The 4,327-nt window shown below is 64.1% G+C and carries 3 protein-coding genes and 1 pseudogene; 3 read left to right on the top strand and 1 reads right to left on the bottom strand.

Annotation, left to right across the window (positions count from 1 at the left end; translation table 11 throughout):
• Nucleotides 1-434 precede the first annotated feature (434 nt).
• Nucleotides 435-1,019, top strand: coding sequence for an HdeD family acid-resistance protein (locus VNW74_RS00580; protein WP_325674662.1), 585 nt, complete (start codon nucleotides 435-437; stop codon nucleotides 1,017-1,019).
• Between the two features lie 129 nt (nucleotides 1,020-1,148).
• On the top strand, nucleotides 1,149-2,336 hold the full coding sequence (locus tag VNW74_RS00575) for a helix-turn-helix domain-containing protein (RefSeq protein ID WP_325674661.1): 1,188 nt from the start codon (nucleotides 1,149-1,151) through the stop codon (nucleotides 2,334-2,336).
• Nucleotides 2,337-2,675: 339 nt separating this feature from the next.
• Here the strand turns inward: VNW74_RS00575 and VNW74_RS00570 are convergent, their stop codons facing one another.
• Nucleotides 2,676-3,104 (bottom strand): hypothetical protein, encoded by a 429-nt coding sequence (locus VNW74_RS00570; protein WP_325674660.1) that lies wholly within the window; start codon nucleotides 3,102-3,104, stop codon nucleotides 2,676-2,678.
• 355 nt (nucleotides 3,105-3,459) lie between these two features.
• Here VNW74_RS00570 and thiG point away from each other — a divergent pair.
• Nucleotides 3,460-4,089 (top strand): annotated as a pseudogene (thiG, locus tag VNW74_RS00565) (thiazole synthase); the annotation flags it as partial.
• Between the last annotated feature and the right edge of the window lie 238 nt (nucleotides 4,090-4,327).

Below are 4,327 nucleotides of genomic sequence, written 5' to 3'. Positions count from 1 at the left end.
GGTTGCCTTGCATGACGTGCACGAGGGTGACGGCGGCCGGGATGAGGATGGGGGACAGGATCATCAGGAAGATGATGAATGGCACCAACATGGCTTTACCTACATTTCTCCGCAAAGGGCTCGGTTGTGATGTGTTGTTGTACTTGCTAATTCGGGATTAGCTGGTGGTCTGGAGTGCTGCGTTGCGTTCGAGATGAAAAGTATCGGCATTAGGTCGGTGCAGCGACGTCGTCAACCAACCAAGTTGCGGCGGATCGTTGTCTTCCGGCGACAAAGCCGCCGCAAAAGGCCTGGATACGCCTATCGGTGTGACCGTGGACCAACCACCTACACCGGTGGTCTCGGACCGACATTGTTCATAATCCCTCTGCGAAGCGCTTAACAGTGTCGCCTGGAACAATCTCTGCGCATCGGCCGCGGACTATCTTTTTGGCATGACAACCAGCGAAAAGACCGTTTTCGAAGGTCCACTGCACCAGCTGGCGCGCAACACGTGGCAGTTGCTGCTCCTGATCGGCCTCCTGGGCGTGGCACTCGGTGTCATCGTGCTGGCCTGGCCGGGTCCCTCACTGGTGGTGGCGGGTGTCCTGTTCGGCATCTACCTGGTGGTATCCGGGGTTGGGTATGTGTTGGCCGCATTCGGCTCGCACGCCGGCGCCGCAATGAGAGTGCTGTCGTTCCTCACCGGCGTGGTGTCGCTGGTGCTGGGGTTCTTCTGCTTCCGCGACAAACTCGAGTCGATCCTGCTTTTGGCTCTATGGATCGGCATCGGCTGGCTGTTCCGCGGGGTGACCCTGCTCGCCGCGGCGCTGTCCTTCGACCACCTGCCCGCACGCGGCTGGCAGGTGCTGTCCGGTGTGCTCATCGTCATCGGCGGTGGGGTGTTGATCATCTCCCCGCTCGATTCGATCGCGATCCTGACCTTGGTCGCCGGCTCCTGGCTGATCGTCATCGGCATCGTGGATGTCATCAGTGCTTTCCAGGTTCGCCACCGGCTAAAGGCATTGACCCCCGGCTAACAGCTGGCCCCGGGTAGCCAAAAGGCACTGCCACGCCGTTGCTCTTGGCGCCCAGACAACAACAACCGCGGCCATCTTCGTCTCGCGTGCACAACCGCCGAGGGCCAGCAGCCACCTATTGTGCCCTGCATGAAAAGCGACATTGTGCCCCAACAGGTCGCTGACGTCGCAGACGCGGTGTACCGGCGAACCGATGAAGTCTCGATCCTGCTTGCGCGTGCAATCGTCCGCGAGGTGCGGCTGTACGGGCCGACCGCGGCGGCGCCTTTCGATGTGGTGGCCGCGGGCTGCGCGGCCACCATGCGAGCGATCTTCGGGGCGATCGCCGCGGGCGGCGATTTCAACGTGACCGCGGCGACCCGGCTGGGGATCGAGCGGGCGCGGGACGGGGTGCCGCTGTCGTCGGTGATGGAGGCTTATCGCGTCGGCTTTCGGCGGGTGTGGGAGGCCGTAGCCGCCGAGGCGGCGACCCGGCCCGGAATGAACGGCGATGCGCTGCGGACGCTGACCGCCAAATTACTGACCGCGCAGGACCTGTTCACCAACGCAATGGCCGCTGGATACCGGCAGGAGCAGACCCGCCGGGTCGTGGACGACGAAAGTCAGCGGTTCCTGCTCATCGACGCGTTGATCCAGGGCCGGCTATTCGAGCGGTGCAGCGTCTGGGAGGCGGCCGATTATCTTCGGCTGCCGACTACCGGTCCGTTCGTGGTGATCGCCGCGGATATCGCCCGGTCCGGGGTGGACGCCTTGCCGGATGTCGAGGCAAAGCTCCGCAGCCTGGATGTGTCCTCCGCGTGGCAGGGGCTGCCCGACGTCCAAGTCGGAATCGTGCACGTCAACACCGACCGCCATCTGGCTGCGGTGCTGGCGCTGGTTTCGCGGCTGGCCATCGACCGGGTCGGCGTCAGTGCGCGTTTTGACGATCTGCGCGACACTGCGCGCGGGCTACGTCAGGCCCGGGTAACCCTGCGGGGCCGGCCCGACCCGGGCTCGCCGGTGTCGGTGTTTGACGGCTCCATCCTGGCCACCGCCGCGGTCAGTGCGCCCGACGTGATGGTCGAACTCGCAAGCCCGGTCATGGAGTGCTTTGCCGATCTGTCCGGCGAAGAGCGCGAGATCCTGTTTGACACGTTTCAGGCCTGGCGGGACCACGACGGGTCGATGCGCACCGTTGGGGAGGTGCTGTTCTGTCACCCCAATACCGTTCGCTACCGGCTGCACCGCATCGAGCAGCGCACCGGCCGTTCGCTGAACCGCCCGTCTGATTTAGCCGAACTCTGCCTAGCGTTCGAAGTGCACCGGCGTCTCATGTAGCCGCGGACCAAGACTGTTCGTCAAATGGTCGATCTGTGAGTAGTTGTGGGGGCGGCGCGTGCTGGACAGTCAGCACTGATCAGGGAGCTTTCGGCCTTCTTTACATCGCGGCGCATACCGACCCCGGAGCCGACCTCCACCTCGCCGAGGATGATCAGGCAGGCTCCGACCACGAGAGCTAGCTCATAGCATTACCTTCTAGATGCTGACGTCGAGCTGGCGCACGGCCGCACTGATTCGGTTTCGCGTACCAGCGAAGGCTGCACTAGGTGGCCGAAACATTCTCCCGCAAAAGGTGTTTAGGAAGAACCGCTACCAGCTCACAAATCGCTCCCGTGATCAAGTGTGGAGGGCATCAGCTTCGGCGCGCGCGTACATCGCATCCAGCGATGCGGACTCGGCTTCTTCCACAGCGGCCTGCGCAAAGTCGATGACATCGAGTGCGTAGGACTCGGCGATATCGGCGTCGGTGGCCGCCGCGCGAGCGTCGAGCTGGTCGGCCTTATCCTCGACGCGGTTTCGCACCTCGGCGACATGTGCCTGCCACTTGCCGCGGACCTCTTGCCAATGCGACGACACCCTATTGCGAGCACCATCTGCGTTGTCCTTCAACTGATCGGCTGCCGCAGTCACCTTATCGCGTGCTTTGGCAGCATCAGCAGCAAGCTGATCCCTGGTGCCTTGACCGGCCGCACGGAGATGTTGTGTCGCCGTTTTTGCTCGGTCGGAGATTTTGTCGAACTGTGCGCTCAGATCGGTGCGTGCCATCAGAAACTCCTTCATCGCGTTAAGGCAGGCTTGTCGCCAACCGTTCTTACCCTGAGGCCGGCTGAAAGCCGCCTAATGCGATCGTCGGCGCTCGGTGCCAACGGGTCATTGTTCGCCGCGACATCATTGTCGTGTGGAGGGTAGTCGCGACGACACCTGCAACAGGTGTGGTTGCGCGTATTGATACCGTGCCGTCCGCGCCGGCCGAACTCCGTTGGGGGGCAACGTCAGGAGCTTCATGCGGTGTCCTCGAAGAGGGTCTGTTCGATCTCACACGGATTCATATTCGTCGATGTGGTCGCGGACAATGCGGCGCGCCTGTTGGTGTCCCGCTCATGATGGTTGTGGGGCGCTGTTGGTGGTGCGTCGGATTCATATCACTGGCGCCACCGGCGTCCTCGATCTGCTCGGTCGCCTTGGGATCACGCCACTGCCCAACACCGCGGGTTGTCGCAGCGCGGCCGAGGCGGTACTGACCGCACAGCTGGCCCGCGAAGCGCTGCAGACCGACTGGATCAAGCTCGAAGTCATTGGCGACGAGCGCAGCCTATTGCCCGATGCGGTCGAATTTGGTTGTGCTGCTGAGTGATTGGTCGACGACGGGTTCGTCGTCCTGGCCTACACCACCGACGATCCGGTGCTGGCCCGACGCCTTGAAGACACCGGCTGCGCGACGGTGATGCCGCTAGGCTCACCGATCGGCACCGGCCTGGGCATCGCCAACCCGCACAACATCGAGATGATCGTCGAGCAGGCTGGCGTGCCGGTAGTGCTCGACGCGGGCATCGGCACCGCCAGCGAGGCCACGCTGGCAATGGAACTCGGCTGCGATGCGGTGCTGTTGGCCAGCGCGGTGACTCGGGCGGCCGACCCGCCTGCGATGGCCGCCGCAGTCAGGGCCGGTCACCTAGCCCGCCAGGCCGGCCGGATCCCCAAGCGGTTCTGGGCGCAGGCCTCGAGCCCAGCGCTATCGCTTGCACCGTGAGCTAGCTAGCTAGCGCAGCGTTTGCCGCAGCGGGTGTGAGGGCCGCCGCACCGACGGCTCCAAGACCAGCGCATAGACCAGTCGGGGCCACACCCGCAGGTGTGGCCCCGACTGGGATGACTGAGGTCAGGCGGCGGCGGGAACGAGGCGACGAGCCGCAAAGCCGGCGGTGGTGGCCGGGCGGTGGTTGCCTTGCATGACGTGCACGAGGGTGACGGCGGCCGGGATGAGGATGGGG

It is taken from the genome of Mycobacterium sp. (genome assembly GCF_035570115.1).
In the GTDB taxonomy this organism is placed as follows: domain Bacteria; phylum Actinomycetota; class Actinomycetes; order Mycobacteriales; family Mycobacteriaceae; genus Mycobacterium.
Note: the sequence above shows the minus strand (reverse complement) of the source record. Positions and strands in the feature narration are given on the sequence as shown.

Coding starts and splice junctions, on each gene's coding strand:
- VNW74_RS00570 (WP_325674660.1), bottom strand. CDS start 3,104: ATGGCACGCACCGATCTGAGCGCACAGTTCGACAAAATCTCCGACCGA.
- VNW74_RS00580 (WP_325674662.1), top strand. CDS start 435: ATGACAACCAGCGAAAAGACCGTTTTCGAAGGTCCACTGCACCAGCTG.
- VNW74_RS00575 (WP_325674661.1), top strand. CDS start 1,149: ATGAAAAGCGACATTGTGCCCCAACAGGTCGCTGACGTCGCAGACGCG.